Source organism: Streptomyces sp. NPDC029041 (genome assembly GCF_040637515.1).
Classification (GTDB): Bacteria; Actinomycetota; Actinomycetes; order Streptomycetales; family Streptomycetaceae; genus Streptomyces.
Genome location: NZ_JBEZWO010000006.1, coordinates 47,561 through 66,763 on the forward strand (window position 1 = coordinate 47,561; position 19,203 = coordinate 66,763).

Annotated in this window: 15 protein-coding genes and 1 pseudogene; 6 read left to right on the top strand and 10 right to left on the bottom strand. The window is 72.2% G+C overall.

Annotated features, from left to right (window positions below; genetic code table 11):
* Positions 1-3 precede the first annotated feature (3 nt).
* Positions 4-1,458, top strand: coding sequence for an argininosuccinate synthase (gene argG, locus AB0F04_RS16400; RefSeq protein ID WP_362042063.1), 1,455 nt, complete (start codon positions 4-6; stop codon positions 1,456-1,458).
* Between the two features lie 56 nt (positions 1,459-1,514).
* Here the strand turns inward: argG and AB0F04_RS16405 are convergent, their stop codons facing one another.
* The 3 genes from AB0F04_RS16405 to AB0F04_RS16415 form a co-directional block, all read right to left on the bottom strand.
* Complete coding sequence (locus tag AB0F04_RS16405) at positions 1,515-2,207, bottom strand: hypothetical protein (protein WP_362042066.1); 693 nt, start codon at positions 2,205-2,207, stop codon at positions 1,515-1,517.
* A 159-nt stretch (positions 2,208-2,366) separates the two neighbouring features.
* Positions 2,367-3,800 carry a Re/Si-specific NAD(P)(+) transhydrogenase subunit beta gene (gene pntB / locus AB0F04_RS16410; protein ID WP_362042069.1) on the bottom strand — a complete coding sequence of 478 codons (1,434 nt, stop codon included), beginning with the start codon at positions 3,798-3,800 and terminating at the stop codon, positions 2,367-2,369.
* 6 nt (positions 3,801-3,806) lie between these two features.
* Complete coding sequence (locus tag AB0F04_RS16415; RefSeq protein WP_362042071.1) at positions 3,807-5,363, bottom strand: Re/Si-specific NAD(P)(+) transhydrogenase subunit alpha; 1,557 nt, start codon at positions 5,361-5,363, stop codon at positions 3,807-3,809.
* 299 nt (positions 5,364-5,662) lie between these two features.
* On the opposite strand from AB0F04_RS16415, the gene AB0F04_RS16420 reads away from it, so the two are divergent.
* A complete protein-coding gene (locus AB0F04_RS16420; RefSeq protein WP_362042794.1) occupies positions 5,663-7,192 on the top strand; it encodes an MFS transporter in 1,530 nt (509 codons plus the stop codon).
* A gap of 127 nt (positions 7,193-7,319) precedes the next feature.
* Here AB0F04_RS16420 and AB0F04_RS16425 read toward each other — a convergent pair.
* A pseudogene (locus AB0F04_RS16425) lies at positions 7,320-8,142 on the bottom strand (DUF3459 domain-containing protein); the annotation flags it as partial.
* A gap of 348 nt (positions 8,143-8,490) precedes the next feature.
* On the opposite strand from AB0F04_RS16425, the gene AB0F04_RS16430 reads away from it, so the two are divergent.
* Both AB0F04_RS16430 and AB0F04_RS16435 read left to right on the top strand, forming a co-directional pair.
* Positions 8,491-9,417: a polysaccharide pyruvyl transferase family protein gene (locus tag AB0F04_RS16430; protein ID WP_362042074.1), complete on the top strand. Its 927-nt coding sequence runs from the start codon at positions 8,491-8,493 to the stop codon at positions 9,415-9,417.
* Between the two features lie 104 nt (positions 9,418-9,521).
* Positions 9,522-9,842 (top strand): DUF3040 domain-containing protein, encoded by a 321-nt coding sequence (locus tag AB0F04_RS16435; protein ID WP_362042077.1) that lies wholly within the window; start codon positions 9,522-9,524, stop codon positions 9,840-9,842.
* Between the two features lie 15 nt (positions 9,843-9,857).
* Here AB0F04_RS16435 and AB0F04_RS16440 read toward each other — a convergent pair whose 3' ends face one another.
* The 3 genes from AB0F04_RS16440 to AB0F04_RS16450 form a co-directional block, all read right to left on the bottom strand.
* Positions 9,858-10,835: a glycosyltransferase family 9 protein gene (locus tag AB0F04_RS16440; protein ID WP_362042079.1), complete on the bottom strand. Its 978-nt coding sequence runs from the start codon at positions 10,833-10,835 to the stop codon at positions 9,858-9,860.
* A 190-nt stretch (positions 10,836-11,025) separates the two neighbouring features.
* A complete protein-coding gene (locus AB0F04_RS16445; RefSeq protein WP_362042081.1) occupies positions 11,026-11,607 on the bottom strand; it encodes an HAD-IIIA family hydrolase in 582 nt (193 codons plus the stop codon).
* Positions 11,604-12,605: a glycosyltransferase gene (locus AB0F04_RS16450; RefSeq protein ID WP_362042083.1), complete on the bottom strand. Its 1,002-nt coding sequence runs from the start codon at positions 12,603-12,605 to the stop codon at positions 11,604-11,606. The genes AB0F04_RS16445 and AB0F04_RS16450 overlap by 4 nt, the downstream gene beginning before the upstream one ends.
* A gap of 167 nt (positions 12,606-12,772) precedes the next feature.
* Between AB0F04_RS16450 and AB0F04_RS16455 the strand changes: the two genes are divergently transcribed.
* Positions 12,773-13,540, top strand: coding sequence for a polysaccharide deacetylase family protein (locus AB0F04_RS16455; protein ID WP_362042796.1), 768 nt, complete (start codon positions 12,773-12,775; stop codon positions 13,538-13,540).
* Positions 13,541-13,568: 28 nt separating this feature from the next.
* Complete coding sequence (locus AB0F04_RS16460; protein ID WP_362042084.1) at positions 13,569-14,009, top strand: SRPBCC family protein; 441 nt, start codon at positions 13,569-13,571, stop codon at positions 14,007-14,009.
* 37 nt (positions 14,010-14,046) lie between these two features.
* Here the strand turns inward: AB0F04_RS16460 and AB0F04_RS16465 are convergent, their stop codons facing one another.
* From AB0F04_RS16465 to AB0F04_RS16475, 3 genes are all read right to left on the bottom strand, one after another.
* Positions 14,047-15,198: an XdhC/CoxI family protein gene (locus AB0F04_RS16465; protein WP_362042086.1), complete on the bottom strand. Its 1,152-nt coding sequence runs from the start codon at positions 15,196-15,198 to the stop codon at positions 14,047-14,049.
* A 38-nt stretch (positions 15,199-15,236) separates the two neighbouring features.
* Positions 15,237-16,694 (bottom strand): NCS2 family permease, encoded by a 1,458-nt coding sequence (locus tag AB0F04_RS16470; RefSeq protein ID WP_362042088.1) that lies wholly within the window; start codon positions 16,692-16,694, stop codon positions 15,237-15,239.
* Positions 16,695-16,801: 107 nt separating this feature from the next.
* Positions 16,802-19,201: a molybdopterin cofactor-binding domain-containing protein gene (locus tag AB0F04_RS16475; RefSeq protein WP_362042089.1), complete on the bottom strand. Its 2,400-nt coding sequence runs from the start codon at positions 19,199-19,201 to the stop codon at positions 16,802-16,804.
* Positions 19,202-19,203 lie beyond the last annotated feature (2 nt).

The following is a 19,203-nucleotide window of genomic DNA, read 5'->3' on the forward strand; positions in this document are numbered from 1 at the left end:
TCTATGTCCAAGGTCCTCACCTCCCTGCCCGCCGGCGAACGCGTCGGCATCGCCTTCTCGGGCGGTCTCGACACCTCCGTCGCGGTCGCGTGGATGCGCGACAAGGGCGCCGTCCCGTGCACCTACACCGCCGACATCGGCCAGTACGACGAGCCCGACATCGCCTCGGTGCCCGGCCGTGCCACGACCTACGGCGCCGAGATCGCGCGCCTGGTCGACTGCCGAGCCGCGCTGGTCGAGGAGGGCCTGGCCGCGCTGACCTGCGGCGCGTTCCACATCCGCTCGGGCGGACGGGCGTACTTCAACACCACCCCGATCGGCCGGGCCGTCACCGGCACGCTCCTGGTGCGGGCCATGCTGGAGGACGACGTCCAGATCTGGGGCGACGGCTCGACCTTCAAGGGCAACGACATCGAGCGGTTCTACCGCTACGGCCTGCTCGCCAACCCCCACCTGCGGATCTACAAGCCCTGGCTCGACGCGGCCTTCGTGACCGAGCTCGGCGGCCGCAAGGAGATGTCCGAGTGGCTGCTGGCCCACGGCCTGCCCTACCGGGACAGCACGGAGAAGGCGTACTCCACGGACGCCAACATCTGGGGCGCCACCCACGAGGCCAAGACGCTGGAGCACCTGGACACCGGCGTCGAGACCGTCGAGCCGATCATGGGCGTCCGGTTCTGGGACCCGTCGGTCGAGATCGCCGCCGAGGACGTGACGATCGGCTTCGCCGAGGGCCGCCCGGTGTCGATCAACGGCAAGGAGTTCGCCACCCCCGTCGACCTGGTCATGGAGGCCAACGCCATCGGCGGTCGGCACGGCCTGGGCATGTCGGACCAGATCGAGAACCGGATCATCGAGGCCAAGAGCCGCGGCATCTACGAGGCCCCGGGCATGGCCCTGCTGCACGCCGCCTACGAGCGCCTCGTCAACGCGATCCACAACGAGGACACCCTCGCCCAGTACCACACCGAGGGCCGGCGCCTCGGCCGGCTGATGTACGAGGGCCGCTGGCTGGACCCGCAGGCGCTGATGATCCGCGAGTCGCTGCAGCGCTGGGTCGGCGCCGCCGTCACCGGCGAGGTGACGCTGCGGCTGCGGCGCGGTGAGGACTACTCGATCCTCGACACCACGGGCCCGGCCTTCAGCTACCACCCGGACAAGCTGTCCATGGAGCGCACCGAGGACTCCGCGTTCGGCCCGGTGGACCGGATCGGCCAGCTCACCATGCGCAACCTCGACATCGCCGACTCCCGCGCCAAGTTGGAGCAGTACGCGGGCATCGGCCTGATCGGCACGGGCAGCCCCACCATCGGCGCCTCCCAGGCCGCCGCGACCGGGCTGATCGGCACCATGCCGGAGCTGCCGCAGGGCGGCGCCCAGGTCATCGCCTCCCGGGGCGAGGTCTCGGAGGAGGACGCGTGGCTGGACCGCGCGGCGATGGAGTCCGGCACGGACTGACCGAGGACACCGCGAGAGGCCGGCCCGACACCATGTCGGGCCGGCCTCCGCCGTTCTCATCGGCCGTAGGCCGCCACCTCACCTTCGGTGGACGCCTCGTCCGGCAAACACCCCTCGACGCCCTGCTCTTGCCCCAGGGCGAAGGCGTCGACCCGCTCGTCGGCGCTTCCATGGTCCCCTTCCTGCGTCCAGGGCGTGGTGTCGGCGTCGCGGACGAGGGCCGTGCGTATCTCGTCGACGTCCCCGTCCTCGAAGACGACCGTTCCGTCCCGGGACGCGCCGTCGAGCTCTGCACCGGCCAGGCAATCGGCCTGCAACTCGGCGTCCAGGGTGCGCAGTTCGGCCTCGAGGCGGTTCTGTATCGCGTGGCCCCACTCGTGCGCGACGACCAGGTACACGAACGCGTCCCCGTACTGGTAGCCGGATCGCATGAGGTCGGTGTCCCAGGCGAGGTAGTCCTCGTCCGTCCCGCAGTAGAAGGCGTTGTCGTCGGCCAGCGGTTCGCCGTCGCAGGTGGGGACGTCCGCGGACGCGCCGTCGTACTCCCCCAGGACCGTGGGCGAGATGTAGGTCTCCGTGAAGAACTCGGACCAGTGGGCGTCCCAGTAGGCGTCGACGCCCTGCACGGCCGTTTCGATGTCCTGGCCCATGTCGTCACGGGCGGGAGCCGCGTACGCCCAACTGCCGGAGAGGGCCAGCAGTCCGGTGGCCAGCAGCGCGCACACGCGTATCCGTAGCTGATGGGTCATGGCCGACTCCGCAACTTGACGGTGGCGCAGCGCGGCTGCTCGTTCCGTCGCGTGCCAGGCGTGTCGTGATGTCCTCTTCACCAGTCAACGCCGATACCGGGCCGACCGCACCCCAGGGACGCCGGTGCCCCGCCGGTCCGTACCGGCGGGGCACCGCGCTCAGCGTGACGTGCCGGCCATCTCCCGGACCGGCGCGTCCAGGGAGTCCAGACCGCGCAGGATGTCCTCGACGCGCTGCCTGGCGTCGCCGAAGAGCATCTGGGTGTTCTCGCGGAAGAACAGCGGGTTCTGCACGCCCGCGTACCCGGCGGCCATGGACCGCTTGAAGACGACCACGTTCGCCGCCTCCCACACGTGCAGCACCGGCATGCCGGCGATGGGGCTGGACGGGTTGTCGGTGGCGGCCGGGTTGACCGTGTCGTTGGCGCCGATGACCAGGACGACCGAGGTGGCGGCGAAGTCGTCGTTGATCTCGTCCATCTCCAGGACGATGTCGTACGGCACGTTGGCCTCGGCGAGCAGCACGTTCATGTGCCCGGGCAGCCGGCCGGCCACGGGGTGGATGCCGAACCGCACCTCCACGCCCCGGTCGCGCAGCTTGCGCGCCAGTTCGGCGACCGGGTACTGCGCCTGCGCGACGGCCATGCCGTAGCCCGGCGTGATGATGACCGAGGTGGCGTTGCCGAGCAGTTCGGCGGTCTCCTCGGCGTTGATCTCCCGGTGCTCGCCCTGCTCGCCCTCGTCGGCGGCCGCCGCCGGGGTGCCGAAGCCGCCCGCGATCACCGAGATGAAGGAGCGGTTCATCGCCTTGCACATGATGTACGACAGGTAGGCACCGGAGGAGCCGACCAGCGCACCGGTGACGATGAGCAGGTTGTTGGCGAGCAGGAAGCCCGAAGCGGCGGCGGCCCAGCCGGAGTAGCTGTTCAGCATGGAGACCACCACCGGCATGTCACCGCCGCCGATGGAGGCGACCAGGTGCGCGCCGAGGGCGAGCGCGATCACGGTGACCGCGATGAGCAGGCCCATGTTCGGGCGTACGACGAACGCCGCCGTCAGCGCGACGAACGCGACGAGCGCGCCGATGTTGAGGACGTGCTTGCCGGGAAGCGTGAGCGGCCGGGAGTTGATGCGCGCCGAGAGCTTGAGGTAGGCGACGACGGAACCCGTGAAGGTGACGGCGCCGATGAACACCCCGATGAACACCTCGGCGTGATGGATGCCCAGCAGCGAACCGGACAGCTCGGCGTCGACGTCGAGGTAGCCGTTCCAGCCGACGAACGTGGCGGCGAGGCCGACGAGGCTGTGCATGATGGCGATCAGCTCCGGCATGCCGGTCATCTCGACCACCCGGGCCCGCCACAGGCCGATGCCCGCGCCGAGGGCCGTGGCGACGGCGATCAGGACGAGCCCGGTCGCGGTGATGCTGCGGGAGGCGAGCCCGACCGTGGCGGCGAGGGCGACGACCATGCCCGCGATGCCCCAGACGACTCCGGAGCGGGACGTCTTGTGCTGGGAGAGGCCGGCGAGGCTGAGGATGAACAGCAGCGCGGCGACGACGTAGGCGGCCTGGGCGGCCGTGTCTGTGGTCATCCCTGATCAGCCCTTCGAGAACATGCCGAGCATGCGGCGGGTGACGGCGAATCCGCCGAAGATGTTGATGCTCGCCAGCAGGATCGCGGCGAACGACAGCACGGTGACGGCGGTGTCGCCCTGCCCGATCTGCAGCAGCGCACCGACCACGACGATGCCGGAGATGGCGTTGGTGACCGACATCAGCGGGGTGTGCAGCGCGTGGTGCACATTGCCGATGACGTAGAAGCCGATGACGATCGCCAGGACGAACACCGTGAAGTGGCCGAGGAGTTCGCTCGGGGAGAAGGCCGTCACCAGGAACAGCGCGAGCGCTCCCACGCCGACCAGGGCGTAGGAGGACCAGGCCGGGCGGGCGGGCTTGGCGGGTGTCTCGGCGGCGGCCGGTTCCGGCTCCTGGGCCGCGGCCGGTGCGGGCGCGGCGGACACCTGGACCGGGGGTGGCGGCCAGGTCTTCTCGCCTTCGCGGACCACGGTCATCGACCGCTGCACCACGTCGTCGAAGTCGAGGACGAGCCGCCCGTCCTTGCCCGGGGTGAGCAGCTTCATCAGGTTGACGATGTTCGTGCCGTACAACTGCGAGGCCTGGGCGGGGAGCCGGCCGGGCAGATCGGTGTAGCCGATGATCGTCACGTCGTTGTCGGTGACGACCGCCTTGCCGGCGACCGTGCCCTCGACGTTGCCGCCCTGGGAGGCGGCCATGTCGACGATCACGCTGCCGGGCTTCATGCGCGCCACGTCCTCGGCGGTGATCAGCCTCGGCGCGGGACGGCCCGGGATGAGCGCGGTGGTGATGATGATGTCGACGTCGGCGGCCTGCTCGGCGTACATCTGCGCCGCGAGCCGGTTGTAGTCGTCCGAGGTGGCCTTGGCGTAGCCGTCGGTGCTCACCTCCTGCTCGGTCGAGACCGTCAGGAACTCGCCGCCCAGGGAACGCACCTGCTCGGCGACCTCGGGACGCGGGTCCGTGGCGCGGACCACGGCGCCGAGGCTGCGGGCCGCGCCGACCGCGGCGAGCCCGGCCACTCCGGCCCCGGCCACGAGCACCTTGGCGGGCGGCACCTTGCCGGCGGCGGTGACCTGGCCCGTGAAGAAGCGGCCGAAGGCGTGCGCGGCCTCGACCACGGCCCGGTAGCCGGCGATGTTCGCCATCGAGCTGAGGACGTCCAGCGACTGGGCGCGCGAGATGCGCGGCACGGCGTCCATGGCGAGCACGGTGATCGGACGCCGTGCCAGGTCCTCGACCAGGTCCGGGTTGAGGCCGGGGCTGACCAGCGCGATCAGCGTGGCCCCGTCGCGCAGCCGGCCGATCTCCTCGGTCGAGGGGGCGTTGACCTTCAGCACGATCTCCGCCTGCCACGGGTCGCCGAGCCGGGCTCCCGCCTCCTCGTAGGCCGCGTCGGAGAAGCGGGACGAGGCTCCCGCCCCCGGTTCGACCGTGACGTCGTACCCGAGCGCGACGAGTCTCCCCACGGTGGCCGGCGTGGCCGCCACCCTGGTCTCGCCCGCAGTGGATTCGGCCGGTATGCCGATCCCCTGGGGTTGCGGTTCCGCTGGGACCATCGTCTGCCTCTCCCGTCGTTCGACTGTCTGTCCTCCTTGGTGCCCGCATCCTGCACGTTCGACGCTGCATCCGTGGCGGACCACGGTCACATGGCCGAGGAGGCCGTCCTCACACCGCTGAAGGGTTGCCGGAGAGCACGTTTCGCGGTATCGGCGTGACTCCCGGGACCGATGGGCCCTGTGATGCGACACGCCACGGCCGGGCGCAGACTGAAGCAGTGAGCAGCACGCGCCCGGGGCGCGGCGAGGCCGCGGCCCCCTCCCGATCCGCACCGCACCAGAGCGTCGCGCTGGCGGCGATGATGTTCGCCGTCGCCATGACCTTCATCGACCAGACCATCGTGTCGATCGCGGCCCCGGACATCGTCCGCGAACTGGGTCTGTCGTCCTCCGGCATGCAGTGGGTGGTCAACGCCTATCTGCTGGCCCTCGCGGCGTTCTTCGCCCTCGGCGGCCGTCTCGCGGACCTCTACGGGCCGCGCCGGGTCGTCGTGATCGGCACGCTGGTGTTCGTCGTCTCGTCGGTGCTGTGCGGGTGTGTTCCCGAGGGGGGCGCCGCACAGGCCTGGCTGATCATCTTCCGCGCCGCCCAGGGGCTGGGGGCTGCCCTGCTGTTCCCCGCGGCTCTGGCCGTGGTGGTGACGGTCTTCCCGGTCGAGCGCCGCGGGCGTGCCCTGGCGCTGTTCTTCGGGATCACCGGCGCGCTGACCGCGATCGGCCCGCTGCTGGGCGGCTGGCTGACCGACTGGACCTGGCGGGCCGTGTTCTGGGTCAACGTCCCGGTGGCGATCGTGGCGCTGGTGCTGACGGCCCTGGCGCACATCCCCGACCGGCGGCGGTCCGGCACGCTGGACGTGCCGGGTGCCGTCCTCATCGCGATCGGCATGGGCCTGAGCGTCCTCGGCTTCCAGCAGGCGTTCTCCTGGGGCTGGGACAGCTGGGCGACCTGGGTGTGCATCGTGGGCGGCCTCGCGGTGCTGGCCGGGTTCGTCCGCTACGAACGCGGGGTGCAGCATCCGCTGATCGATCTGCGGGTCTTCCGCGACAAGGCGTTCAGCGTGGACGCGCTGGTGCTGTTCTTCGCGATGCTCGCCTTCGTCCCGCTGTTCTTCTTCGCCTCCGTCTACGCCCAGGTGTCGCTGAGCGCCTCGCCGAACCAGGCGGCGCTGTTCCTGCTGTACATCTTCGTGGGCTTCGCGATCGCCTCCCAGTGGGGCGGCCGGATCCTCGACAAGAAGGGCGCGAGGCCGGCCCTGAAACTGGGCGGGGTGGTGGGCGCCGTCGGGTTCGCGCTCTGGGCGGGCGAGCTCACCAACCTGACCATGCACGACCAGTGGCTCTACGCGGCGCTCGCCGGGGCCGGCATCGGCTTCATCCTGGCGCCGGCGTCGACGGACGCCGTGAACCGGGCCATCGGCACCTCCTACGGCGAGGTCACCGGCATCACCCAGACCGTGCGCAACTTCGCCGCCAGCGTGGGCATGGCGGTCTACGGCACGGTCCTGACGCACGTCACGACCGACAACGTCACGGGCACCCTGGAGTCCCGGGGCGTGCCCGCGGGGACGGCGGAGGGCGTGGCGCGCGACGTCACCGAATCGGTCACCGGCAACGGCGACGCCCGGCCGCCCACCGGCACCGGCCCCGCCGCCGAGGCCACCCGGGACGCGATGCCGGCGATCCGCATGGACTTCGCGGAGGCCAACCAGTGGGTGTTCTACGGGATGGCCATCGCCCTGGGCATCGCCTTCCTGTGCGCCCTGCGGCACCCGGGCGGCAAGGTGGACGCGAACGCGAAGGTGGAGGAACCGGTGGCGCACGCCGGCTGACGGGGCCCTTCAGCATCTGACCCGCTCGTCCGTGCGCCGCCGGCTCTGTTGCGGCGTCGGCTCCCCGGCGGTCTGGGACTTCATGGCAGACGCGGGGCCGGGCGGCGCCCGTGCGCGTGCTCGACCCCAGCCACACCGCCTGGTCCGGCTCCAGCAGCCCGCCCTCGACAGGGCCGCCGGCCAGCAGGAGCGCGGTGTGCGCGGGCAGCTCGTACGGCGTTCCGGAGAGGTTCACCACGCAGACGAAGCCCGGTTCGCGGCGGAAGGCCAGCACCCCCTCCGGGGCGTCCAGCCAGGTCATGCCGCCGTCGCCGAGGGCGGGGTGGTCACGGCGGATGCGCAGGGCCGAGCGGTAGAGCTCCAGCATGGAGGCGGGGTCGCCGGTCTGGGCCTCGACGCCGAGCCCCGCCCAGTCGTCGGGCTGCGGCAGCCAGGGCGCGGCACCGCTACCGAAGCCGTAGGGGGCCGCCGGACCCGACCAGGGAATCGGGACGCGGCAGCCGTCGCGGCCCCGGCCGGTGTGGCCGGAGCGTTCCCAGATCGGGTCCTGGAGGACGGACTCGGGCAGGTCCTCGACTTCGGGCAGGCCGAGTTCCTCGCCCTGGTAGACGTAGGCGCCGCCGGGCAGCGCGAGCATCAGCAGGGCGGCGGCGCGGGCACGCCGGGTGCCCAGGGCGGGATCGAGCGGGCCTTCGGGTTCGTAGCGCGTGTCGACCCTCCAGCTCCGCTCCGCGGTACGGCCGTAGCGGCTGGGGTGGCGCATGACGTCGTGGTTGGACAGGACCCAGGTGGCCGGTGCGCCCACCGCGCCGAGCATCGAGGGAGTCGTCGATGACGGCCCGAAGGTCCCCGGCGTCCCAACGGCACATGAGGAAGTCGAAGTTGAAGGCGGTGTGCAGGCCGTCCGCCCGGACGTAGGCCGCGAGGCGCTCGGGGGTGTCCGCCCAGGCAGCCGTCAGCTTCTGCAGGTCCGCCTGCAGGTCCTTCAGCGCCTGTCCGCTGCTACTGCTCGACGCCCGACGGGAGGGGCTGCCGGGCTGAGCCGCCGGCTGCCCTCGTGCGTCGCGCCTGCACGAACCGGGCGCCACGGTAAGAGGACGCCCTCCCATGACCGAAACCACGCATCATGTTCGACATCACGTACATGCGCATCGTTGCTCCGCTCGATGACGCGTCGGCCCATCCCTTGAGACCCACGCCACCGACCTTTCCGGGCGGTTCGTTCCACCCCCCGTGACGACTCGGGTGGTGACCGTAATGCCCTGAATGTCTTACCGGAGGACGGGCACTCAGGGCTTGTGCACACACAACAGGGCAAGCGACCGCGCAGGGTGCTGCTCACCGGGTGGTTCAGCTTCCAGGACCGGGAGGCGACCGCCGGGGACGTGCTGGCCCTGCGCCGGGTGGAGGACGTGCTGCGGGGGACGGGCATCCCCTACGACGTCGCCTGGAGCCCCCGCTTCCGTCCGGAGGCTTTGCATCTGGACCGGCTGTGGCCCGAGGACTACACCCATCTCGTGTTCGTGTGCGGCCCGCTGCACGGGCCGCAGGTGGAGGAGCTGCACCGGAGGTTCGCGCACTGCGTGCGGATCGCCGTCGGCACCTCGGTGATCGACCCCGGCAGCCCGGCCGTGACCGGCTTCCACCGCGTGCTGCCCCGGGACGGACCGGACAGCGAGCCGGTGGAGGACCTCGCGGCCCGCGCCCCGGACGTGCCGGCGCGGCCCGTGGTCGGGGTGATCCTCGCGCACGGGCAGCACGAGTACGGGCAGTTGCGGCGGCACGGGCAGGTCGCCGAGGAGGTGACGCGCTGGCTGGCCACGAAGGACTGCGGAAGGCTGGAGCTGGAGACCCGGCTGGACACGCACGACTGGCACCTGAGCGCCACGCCCGCGCAACTGCAGTCCGTGCTGGCCCGGCTGGACCTGGTCGTCACCGACCGGCTGCACGGGCTCGTGATCGCGCTGCGGGTGGGCACGCCGGTGCTGGCCGTCGACCCCGTCGCGGGCGGCGCCAAGCTGACCGCGCAGGCCCGTGCCTGCGGCTGGCCCGCGCTGGTGCCCGCCGAGCGGCTGGACGTGCGGCAGTTGGACCGCTGGTGGGACTGGTGCCTGACCGGCGGCCGGGTGACCGCGCGGCAGATCCGCGACGGATTCCGCGAGGGCGCCGTGCCGGACAGCGCGGACCGGCTCGTCGAGGCACTGGCGCGCCCGGTGCCCGGTTAGCTCAGCGGCCCCACGGGGCATCCGCTTGTACGTCCCCCGCTGTACTTCCCCGCCGCACGTCCCCCTGGGTGGAGAGACGGTCCGGCCGCCCGGAAGGAGAGAGCGTGTCCATCGGCCGACTTCCCGAGAACGAGCAGCGCATCCTCGATGAGATGGAAAGGGCCCTGCGCCGCGACCGTCGCCTCGACCGCAAACTGCGTACCCATCGAGTGAGCCGCCGCCCCGATCCCGCCCGCGTCCTGGCCCGTCTGGCCTCCTACCGCCCCCGCGTCTGGACCGTGGCGGTCCTGTTCGCGATGTCGGCGGGGCTGATGGTGGCCGGGATCATCACGTCCGAGCCCGGTGTGATCTGGGCGTTCGCCGCGATATGGCCCCTGACGATGTTCGCCGGGTTCCGGCTGATGTGCCGGTGGTGCGGGAGCTGAGCACGACGCGGGCCGCTACGACCGCTGCGCGCCGGGCAGTTCGCCGACGGCGCGCAGCACGTCGTCGGCGGTGATGCGCAGCAGCGCCGGATCGGGTCGGCGGCCGTGCGGATCGCCCTCCGGGCCGTACCACAGCGCACGGTGGCGCGGGTCGGGCGGCGGGCCCCAGCGGCTCGGCGGAACCGGGCCGAACAGGGTGACGGAGCGCGTGCCGTGGGCGACGGCGAGATGGGCGATGCCGGTGTCGCCGCTGATCACGGCGTAGGCACCGGCGACCAGCGCGGACAGCCGTTCGAACGGGAGGCCGCCGCCGAACACGTCGGTGTCCGGCAGGCCGGCCTCCTTGGCGAGCCGGGCCACCAGGTCGCTCTCGGCCGCGCCTCCTGTCACCACGATCCGCCCACCCCGGGCGCGCAGTGCGGCCGCGACGGCCGCGTACCGCTCGACGGGCCAGCAGCGCGCGGGCGACCCGGCGCCGGGATGCAGTACGACCGCCCCGGGCGCCGGGGACGCCGGCCGCGGGCGGGGCAGCGACAGGTCGCCCGGGTCGGCGTCGATGCCGTAGGCCCGCAGCAGCCGGCACCAGCGGTCGCGTTCGTGCTCCTCCGGGTACCAGGGCGGCCCCTCGATGCCGGGCAGCTCCGGGTGGGCGAAGGCGAGGAGTCTGTGCGGGCGCAGGCTCAGGAGCAGCCGGTGGCTGGGCGGGCCGTTGCCGTGCAGGTCGACGGCGATGTCCGGGGGCGGGCCGGTCCAGTCGAGCGTGGGCGGGACGGCCCGGCCGGGGGCACTCGCGGGCAGCAGCCGGTCCACGGCCCCCGTGGCGGCCGCGACCGGCGCGAGCTCGGCGGGTGCCGCCAGCACGAGTTCGTGCTCCGGGTGGGCCCGCCGCAGCGCGCGCAGCGCCGGGACGCCGGCGAGCAGGTCCCCGAGCCCGAGGGCCCGCAGGACGAGGAGACGGGGGCGGGCGGGCTGCGCCGCCGGGTCCGAAGTCATGCCAGCAGCCTGCCGCGCCCGGCCCGGCCCCGCCGCCGCCGACACGCTCATCGGGTGCCGTGCGGCTTTTCTGCGGCTGGCCCGCCGCCGCAGCGGGTGGTGCGGCCGTCACGGGTTGCCCCCGGGCAGGGGCCTCGGCCACTCGACGCGGCATCGGCCGTCACTCGTGGCCACCCGGGTCCGGGCCGGTTCACGGGCCCGTCGTGAACGCCTGCCGGATGGGGCGTTCGTCGGCGAGGACGCGGCCCTTCGGTGGTCCGTCCAGCAGCGCCCGGACCGCCGTGAGCAGGTCCGGGGCGACGTGGTCGGCCCGGACGGCCTCCTCGGGGCGCGTGTGCCCGTTCGGGACGAGGATGCCGTGGGCGCCCGCCCGGCGCGCGGCCTCGGCGTCCGCCGCGGTGGAGCCGATGACGGCCAGCTCGGCGGGCCCGGTGCAGATCCGGCCGCCCGCCCACAGCAGCATGCCGGGCTGCGGCATGCGGCAGTGGCAGCCGTCGTCGGGGCCGTGCGGGCAGACGGCGAACACGTCGAAGGGGCCGAGGAGTTCGTCGACACGGCGCTGGACGCGGCGGACGTCGGCGTCGGTGAGCAGTCCGTCCGCGACACCCGGCTGGCCGGTGACGACACCGGTGCGGAGACCGCGCTCCCGCAGCAGCGAGAGCGCCTCGCGAGCGCCCTCGACGGGGCGTACGCGGTCGGGGTCGGCGTTGTTCGGGACGTCCTCGACGAGCGTGCCGTCACGGTCGAACAGCACGGCCTTCACCGGGCTCACGGGATGGCCTCCTCCTGCCAGGCGGGGGTGTGACGGTGGCGCCAGGCACCTGCCAGCCGGTGCCAGGTCGCGGTGGGCGGGATGAGCACGCTGGTCGCCAGCATCGTCGCGACCTCGTGCCGGGTGCGCGGGCCGGGGACGATACGGGCGCGGGCGAACTCCGCCGTGCCCGCCGCCCAGCCGAGCGCACAGGCCGTGGCCGCCCGGCCGTGCCCGGCGGCGGCGAGGGCGCAGGCGGCGAGACCGGCGGTCGTGATGGCCGCGTGGGTGCGGATCCGGCCGCGCGGCGCGACGGCCTTGTCCCACCAGTCGGGGCCGTGCAGACGCCGCATCAGGGCGTCGTCGGCGTTGCCGCGCTGCTGGCGCACGGAAGCCCAGCGGGAGGCGCCGTGCACGGGGTGGCGGGTGGTGCGGCGGCCCTGCCGGATGCGCCAGCCCGCGTCGAGGACGCGCAGCGCGAGGTCGGCGTCCTCACGGAAGGCGCGCCGGAAGCGTTCGTCGAAGCCGCCGACCTCCTTGAGGACCTCGGTGCGGTAGGCCATGTCGGCGGTGACCCAGTGGGCCCGGACGAGTCCCGCGGTGCCGCGTTCCCAGTCGGTGGGACGGCGTCCGCCGGGCAGCGGCACGGCGAGGACGCCCTGGACGCCCGCGGTGTCGGGGGACGCCCCGGCGAGGTCCTCGGCCAGCTGCCCGCACCAGTGGGCCCCCACCTGGACGTCGTCGTCGAGGAACACGGTCCACGGCGTGTGCACGGCACGCAGGCCGGTGTTGCGGGCGGCGGCGGGCCCACGACCGCCGCCGCCCAGCACGGTGGTCCGCTCCCGCAGGTCGCCGAGGACGCTCAACGGGTGCCGCAGCGACCCGGGTTCGGGATCGGCCCGGTCGTCGACCAGGACGATCTCCTCGGGGCGCGGCCCGGTCGCGGCCGCGAGCGCGCCGAGACAGTCGGCGAGGGTGTCCGGCACGAGGGTGGGGATCACGACGGCGTACGAGGTCATACGGGCGGCCCTCCCTCCGACGGCGTACGCGGACTGCCGTGCTGGCGAGTGCCGCGGTACGGCTCCCTCAAACACCGCGTCGGGGCCGCCAGGGAACACCTCGGCGACTATAAACCGCGTATATACACGCGATGTATAGTCCCGGCATGCCTTCTCTGACCAAGAAGATGAAGAAAACGGGGTCCACGTTCCGAACTGCCGGAACACTTAAGGCGATCGCCGCCCTCACCCTCGCCCTGAGCGGCTGCACGGGAACCGACACCACGGCTCCCAGCGCCGTCCGGGCCCGCCCGGCCACGGACGTGCAGCCGGCCCGCTTCGGCACCGTGGACTGCCGCGAGGTCAAGTGCATCGCACTCACCTTCGACGCCGGGCCGAGCGAGCACTCCGCGCGGCTGCTGGACATCCTGAAGGAGAAACAGGTGCCGGCGACCTTCTTCCTCCTCGGCAAGCGGCACATCGAGAAGTACCCGGAGCTGGTACGGCGCATGGCCGACGAGGGCCACGAGGTGGCCAGCCACACCTGGGACCACAAGATCCTGACCCGGCTGAGACCCGAGGAGATACGCGAGGAACTGGAACGCCCCAACCAGGAGATAGAGCGCCTCACCGGCCGGCGCCCGACCCTGATGCGCCCTCCGCAGGGCCGCACCGACGACACCGTGCACGAGATCTGCCGCGAACTGGGCCTGGCCGAGGTGCTGTGGAGCGTGACCGCCAAGGACTACCGGACGACCGACTCCGACCTGATCACCCGCCGCGTCCTCGCCCAGTCCTCCCGGGACGGGATCATCCTCCTCCACGACCTCTACGACGGCACGGTGCCGGCGGTGCCGGGGATCATCGACGCCCTGAAGGAACGCGGCTTCGTCTTCGTGACGGTGCCTCAGCTCCTCGCGCCGGGGAAGGCGGAGCCGGGCGAGGTGTACCGGTAACGCGCCGTGGGTTCCCTACGATCGTGCCGTGGCGAACTTCCTGCTCGAACGCACGGCCCCGCTCCCCCTCGACGAGGCGTGGCGGCGGATCACACGATGGCATCGGCACGGTGACGTGGTGCCGCTCACGGTGGTCAGGGTCGTGCCGCACGAGCCGACACGCGAGGGCACGCTCGTCGTGGCCCGCTCGGGCGTGGGACCGCTGGTCTTCGACGACCCGATGGAGGTCACCGTGTGGCAGCCGCCCGAGGGCGGGGCGGCGGGGATGTGCCGGCTGGAGAAGCGCGGCCGGGTGGTGCTGGGGTGGGCCGAAATCGAGGTGCGGCCCGGGCCGGGAGGCCGTACGCGGGTGATCTGGCGGGAGGAGATCCGGGTCCGGTTCCTGCCGTCGCTCTTCGACGGCGTGCTGCGGCGCTCTTCCCGGTACGTGTTCGGGCGGGCCGTGAACCATCTGCTCCGACAGCCCTGACGCACCGGCCCCGGGCGCGGCTCGCGCGGCCGGGGCCTCAGGCCACCGACCCGATCCGCCCGACGGTGCCCGGGTCCGGCTCGTGGTGGATCGGCGTGTGCGCCCCGGTCAGGGAGACCCCGCTGCCGCCACGCCGTCCGGCGACGATCTCCGACGCGATCGACAGAGCCGTCTCCTCGGGCGTACGGGCCCCGAGGTCCAGACCGATCGGCGAGTGCAGCCGGCTCAACTCCATCTCGCTGACACCGACTTCACGCAGCCGGGCGTTGCGGTCCAGGTGGGTGCGCCGGGAGCCCATGGCGCCCACGTACGCCACCGGCAGCCGCAGCGCCAGCTTCAGCAGGGGCACGTCGAACTTGGCGTCGTGGGTCAGCACGCACAGAACCGTGCGGGCGTCGACGTCGGTGCCCTCCAGGTAGCGGTGGGGCCAGTCGACCACGATCTCGTCGGCCTCCGGGAAGCGCGCCCGGGTGGCGAAGACGGGGCGCGCGTCGCACACCGTGACGTGGTAGCCGAGGAACTTTCCCATCCGGACCAGCGCGGAGGCGAAGTCGATGGCACCGAACACGATCATGCGGGGTGCGGGGACCGAGGACTCCACCAGAACCGTGAGCGGGGCTCCGCAGCGTGAGCCCTGCTCTCCGATCTCCAGGGTGCCGGTGCGGCCGGCGTCCAGGAAGGCACCGGCCTCGGCGGCGACCGTGCGGTCCAGTTCCGGATGGCCGCCGAAGCCGCCCTCGTGGGAACCGTCGGGGCGGACCACCAGGGCCCGGCCCGTCAGTTCGCGCGGGCCCGCCACGATCCGCGCCACCGCCGCCGTCTCCCCTCGGGCGGCGGCGGTGAGCGCGGACGCGACCACCGGGCGGACCGGATCGGCGGCCCGTACCGGGGTGACCAGGATGTCGATGACGCCGCCGCAGGTCAGGCCCACCGCGAAGGCGTCGTCGTCGCTGTACCCGAAGCGCTCCAGGACGGTCTCGCCGTCCCGCAGCGCCTGTTCGCACAGGTCGTAGACCGCGCCCTCGACGCAGCCCCCGGAGACCGAGCCGATCGCCGTGCCCTCGGTGTCCACCGCGAGCGCGGCGCCGGGCTGCCGGGGCGCGCTTCCGCCGACAGCCACCACGGTGGCCACGGCGAAGTCACGGCCCTGCTCGACCCACCGGTTCAGCTCCTCGGCGATGTCCAGCATCTGTCTCGGTCTCCTTGGGTTGCGGGAGGGGGCGGGCGTCAGTGGACGCCCAGCCAGCTCTCGATCGGGTTGAGGGCGAAGTACACGAGGAACACCGCCGTGAGGATCCACATGAAGGCGCCGATCTCCCGCCACCTGCCCTGGGCGGTCTTGATGGCGGCGTAGGAGATGACGCCCGCGGCGACACCGGTGGTGATGGTGTACGTGAACGGCATCAGCACGACCGTGAGGAACACCGGGACGGCGGTGGCCCGGTCGGCCCAGTCCACGTGCCGGGCGTTCATCAGCATCATGGCGCCGATGACGACGAGGGCGGCGGACGCCACCTCCTGCGGCACGATCGCCGTGAGCGGGGTGAAGAACAGGCAGGCCGCGAAGAACAGGCCCGTCACCACGGAGGCGAGGCCGGTGCGGGCACCCTCGCCGACGCCCGTGGCCGACTCGATGAACACCGTCTGGCCCGAACCGCCGGACACGCCTCCGATCGCGCCGCCGGCCCCGTCGATGAACAGCGCCTTGGACAGGCCCGGCATGCGGCCCTTGTCGTCGGCGAGCTTCGCCTCGGTGCCGACACCGATGATGGTGGCCATCGCGTCGAAGAACCCGGCGAGCACCAGCGTGAAGACGATCATGCCGACCGTCATGGCGCCGACCTCGCCCCAGCCGCCGAACCGCACGTCCCCGAAGAGGGAGAAGTCGGGCATGGAGACGGCGCTGCCGTGCAGTTCCGGAGCACCGCCCGCCCACTGCCGGGGGTCGATGACGCCGGCGGCGTTCAGGATCGCCGCGACGACCGTGCCGCTGAGGATGCCGATGAGGATGGCGCCCGGGATGTTCCGGGCCTGGAGCATGAAGATCAGCAGCAGGGTCCCGGCGAAGAGCAGCACGGGCCAGCCCGCCAGTTCGCCCGCCGGGCCGAGCGCGAGGGGCGTGGCCTTGCCCTGGTGCACGAAGCCGGACTTGTAGAAGCCGATGAGGGCGACGAACAGGCCGATGCCCATGGTGATGCCGTGCTTGAGCGCGAGCGGGATCGCATTCATGATCATCTCGCGCAGGCCGGTGACGACCAGCAGCATGATGACCACGCCGTACATCACGCACATGCCCATCGCCTGCGGCCAGGTCATCTGGGGTGCGACCTGGGAGGCGAGCACGCCGGAGACGGAGAGGCCGGCGGCGAGCGCCAGCGGCACCTTGCCGACGAAGCCCATCAGCAGGGTGGTGAAGGCCGCCGCGAACGCGGTCGCGGTGATCAGGGCGGGCTGGGCGAGTGTCTCCCCGGCGGCGTCCTTGCCGGACAGGATCAGGGGGTTGAGCAGGAGGATGTACGCCATCGCCATGAAGGTCGTGACGCCGCCGCGCACTTCACGGGCGACGCTGGACCCTCTGTGGGATATGTGGAAGTACCGGTCGAGCCAGGACCGTCCGGCCGGGACGCGGGTGCCTTCACCCGCGTCGTCGGCTGTGGTCCTCGGCTCTGTGGACTGCTGGGTCATGGGTGCCGTCTCCCAAGTTTCACAGGGGGTTGGGATGTTCACGACCCGGGGGACGGCCCGAGACGAACAAGGGGCCCTGGGGGACGAAGCCCCCAGGGAGTGACTGCTCAGCCCTCGGAGAGCTGTGTGCCGGTCAGGTGCTCGGGGCGGACCGGCGTCCTGTTCAGCTCCAGACCGGTCGCCGCGCGGATCGCCGCGAGGACCGCCGGAGTCGACGACAGGGTGGGCGCCTCGCCGATGCCGCGCAGCCCGTACGGGGCGTGCTCGTCGGCGAGTTCGAGGACGTCGACCGGGATGGTCGGCGTGTCGAGGATGGTGGGGATCAGGTAGTCGGTGAAGGAGGGGTTCTTGACCTTCGCCGTCTTCGGGTCGACGACGATCTCCTCCATGACCGCCACGCCCAGGCCCTGGGTGGTGCCGCCCTGGATCTGGCCGAGCACCGACAGCGGGTTGAGCGCCTTGCCGACGTCCTGGGCGCAGGCCAGTTCGATGACCTTGACCAGGCCGAGCTCGGTGTCGACCTCGACGACGGCGCGGTGCGCGGCGAAGGAGTACTGCACGTGTCCGTTGCCCTGGCCGGTGCGCAGGTCGAAGGGCTCGGTCGGCCGGTGCCGCCACTCCGCCTCGACCTCGACGGTCTCGTCCTCCAGGACGTCGACCAGGTCGGAGAGGACCTCGCCGCCGTCGGTGACGACCTTGCCGCCCTCCAGGAGCAGTTCGGCCGTCGCCCAGGCCGGGTGGTAGGAGCCGAACTTGCGGCGCCCGATCTCCAGGACTTTTTCGCGGACCAGCTCGCAGGAGTTCTTCACCGCGCCGCCGGTGACGTACGTCTGCCGCGAGGCCGACGTCGAACCGGCGCTGCCCACCTGGGTGTCGGCCGGGTGGATGGTCACCTGCGTGACGCCCAGCTCGGTGCGGGCGATCTGCGCGTGGACGGTGACGCCGCCCTGGCCGACCTCCGCCATGGCGGTGTGCACGGTGGCGACCGGCTCACCTGCGACGATCTCCATGCGCACCTTGGCGGTGGAGTAGTCGTCGAAGCCCTCGGAGAAGCCGACGTTCTTGATGCCGACCGCGTAGCCGACTCCGCGGACGACGCCCTCGCCGTGCGTGGTGTTGGACAGGCCGCCCGGCAGCTGCCGTACGTCGGCGCCCTCGCTGGACTCCCACTGGCGCTCCGGCGGCATCGGCATCGCCTTGACGCGGCGCAGCAGTTCGGCGACGGGCGCCGGGGAGTCGACGGGCTGCCCGGTCGGCAGGAGCGTGCCCTGTTCCATGGCGTTGAGCCGGCGGAACTCCACCGGGTCCATGCCGAGCTTCGCGGCGAGCTTGTCCATCTGCGCCTCGTAGGCGAAGCACGCCTGGACCGCGCCGAAGCCGCGCATGGCGCCGCAGGGCGGGTTGTTGGTGTAGAGGGCGATGGCCTCGATGTCGACGTCCTCGACCACGTACGGGCCGACGGAAAGGGAGGAGGCGTTGCCGACGACGGCCGGGGAGGCGGAGGCGTAGGCGCCGCCGTCCAGGACGATCCGGCACTTCAGGTGGGTGAGCTTGCCGTCCTTGGTGGCCCCGTGCTCGTAGTGGAGCTTGGCGGGGTGGCGGTGGACGTGCCCGAAGAAGGACTCGAAACGGTTGTAGACGATCTTGACGGGCTTGCCGGTGCGCAGGGCGAGCAGGCAGGCGTGGATCTGCATCGACAGGTCCTCGCGGCCGCCGAACGCGCCGCCGACTCCGGACAGCGTCATGCGCACCTTGTCCTCGGGCAGCCCGAGCACGGGCGCCATCTGGCGCAGGTCGCTGTGCAGCCACTGGGTGGCGATGTAGAGGTGGACGCCGCCGTCCTCCTCCGGCACGGCGAGTCCCGACTCGGGGCCGAGGAAGGCCTGGTCCTGCATGCCGAAGGTGTACTCGCCCGTGACGATCACGTCGGCCCGCTCGCGTGCAGCGGCGACGTCACCGCGGACGATCGGCTGGCGGTGGACGATGTTGGGGTGCGGGACGTGACCGGCGTGGTGGTCGTCGCGGTCCTCGTGGACGAGGAGCGCGTCGGGGGCGGTGGCGGAGGCCTCGTCGGTGATGACGGGCAGTTCGCGGTAGTCGACCTTGATCTTCGCGGCGGCCCGGCGCGCGGTCTCCGGGTGGTCGGCGGCGACGATGGCGACCGGCTCGCCGTGGTGGCGGACCTTGCCGTGGGCGAGGACGGGGGTGTCCTGGATCTCCAGCCCGTAGTTCCGCACGTCGGTCGGCAGGTCGTCGTAGGTCATGACGGCATACACGCCGGGCATGGCCAGGGCCTCGCTCGTGTCGATGGACACGATCTCGGCGTGCGCGACGGTCGAGCGGAGGATCTGCCCCCACAGCATGTCCTCGTGCCACATGTCGGACGAGTACGCGAACTCGCCGGTGACCTTGAGGGTGCCGTCGGGGCGGAGCGTGGACTCGCCGATGCCGCCCTTGGTCTGAGAGCCCTGGGTGATCTTCGTGGGGGTTCCGCTGGGAGAAGCCATGA

Coding starts and splice junctions, on each gene's coding strand:
- argG (WP_362042063.1), top strand. CDS start 4: ATGTCCAAGGTCCTCACCTCCCTGCCCGCCGGCGAACGCGTCGGCATC.
- AB0F04_RS16405 (WP_362042066.1), bottom strand. CDS start 2,207: ATGACCCATCAGCTACGGATACGCGTGTGCGCGCTGCTGGCCACCGGA.
- pntB (WP_362042069.1), bottom strand. CDS start 3,800: ATGACCACAGACACGGCCGCCCAGGCCGCCTACGTCGTCGCCGCGCTG.
- AB0F04_RS16415 (WP_362042071.1), bottom strand. CDS start 5,363: ATGGTCCCAGCGGAACCGCAACCCCAGGGGATCGGCATACCGGCCGAA.
- AB0F04_RS16420 (WP_362042794.1), top strand. CDS start 5,663: ATGATGTTCGCCGTCGCCATGACCTTCATCGACCAGACCATCGTGTCG.
- AB0F04_RS16440 (WP_362042079.1), bottom strand. CDS start 10,835: ATGACTTCGGACCCGGCGGCGCAGCCCGCCCGCCCCCGTCTCCTCGTC.
- AB0F04_RS16450 (WP_362042083.1), bottom strand. CDS start 12,605: ATGACCTCGTACGCCGTCGTGATCCCCACCCTCGTGCCGGACACCCTC.
- AB0F04_RS16455 (WP_362042796.1), top strand. CDS start 12,773: ATGAAGAAAACGGGGTCCACGTTCCGAACTGCCGGAACACTTAAGGCG.
- AB0F04_RS16465 (WP_362042086.1), bottom strand. CDS start 15,198: ATGCTGGACATCGCCGAGGAGCTGAACCGGTGGGTCGAGCAGGGCCGT.
- AB0F04_RS16470 (WP_362042088.1), bottom strand. CDS start 16,694: ATGACCCAGCAGTCCACAGAGCCGAGGACCACAGCCGACGACGCGGGT.
- AB0F04_RS16475 (WP_362042089.1), bottom strand. CDS start 19,201: ATGGCTTCTCCCAGCGGAACCCCCACGAAGATCACCCAGGGCTCTCAG.